Genomic DNA, 899 nt, shown 5'->3' with positions numbered 1-899 from the left:
TAAGCTCATTTCTCCTTATCTAGAAGATATTGTTGTTGGCGTTGAATGCATGCATTGTTGGTATTGGGTGAGTGACTTATGTGCTGAACGTGACATTGATTTTGTGCTTGGTCATGCCCTTTATATGAAAGCCATTCACGGGGGCAAAGCTAAAAATGATAAGATTGATTCTTATAAAATCGCTAGTCTATTACGTGGTGGTAACTTCCCGCTTGCTTACAATTACCCTGCAAAGATGCGCTCAACTCGTGATTTACTGCGTAGAAGAACACGACTAGTTCAGCATGGCGCACAACTAAAAGCGCATATAGTTAACACCAATAGCCAGTACAACTACCCACCGCTTGAACTGCATATGAAAAACAAATGTGTTCGCCAAAAATTCCAAACGCGTTTTGACGACCAAGCCGTTCAACGTAATGTTAACTTTGATATAGCCATTCTCGATGCCTACGCCGAAGAGCTTAAAAAGCTTGAATATTATTTAGAAAGCAACGCTAAAAAGCATCAACCAAACTATTACGCACAACTGCGTACCATACCTGGTGTTGGGCTTATTTTAGCGATGACTATTTTGTATGAAATTGGAGATATTAACCGCTTTGAATCTGTACAAACGTTCGCGTCTTATTGCCGGCTCGTTAAGTGCAAAGCGGAATCTGCAGGTAAGTGTTGTCGAAGTAATAAGCTATTTGGCCTTGATTAGATACCCCGTTGGTGCGCATTAATTTAAGCAATGAATTAAATCGTTTACACCTTAGCTGAGCCTTTAACTAACTGGACAAATGAGCCATCCCCTTGAGTAGCGCCAGATTAAGGTTAACCGATGAATGTCTAGTGGCCCTAAACGATAAGCTGTATCGACTGATTTAGGCAGCGATGAGATCGCAATAAGAGAC

1 pseudogene is annotated in these 899 nt (G+C 41.2%); it reads left to right on the top strand.

Annotated elements, in window-relative coordinates:
• Positions 1-685: pseudogene (locus tag AN214_RS21750) on the top strand (transposase); the annotation flags it as partial.
• Between the last annotated feature and the right edge of the window lie 214 nt (positions 686-899).

It is taken from the genome of Pseudoalteromonas sp. P1-9 (genome assembly GCF_001399975.1).
Classification (GTDB): domain Bacteria; phylum Pseudomonadota; class Gammaproteobacteria; order Enterobacterales; family Alteromonadaceae; genus Pseudoalteromonas.
This window is presented reverse-complemented; position numbering and strand designations above follow the sequence as displayed.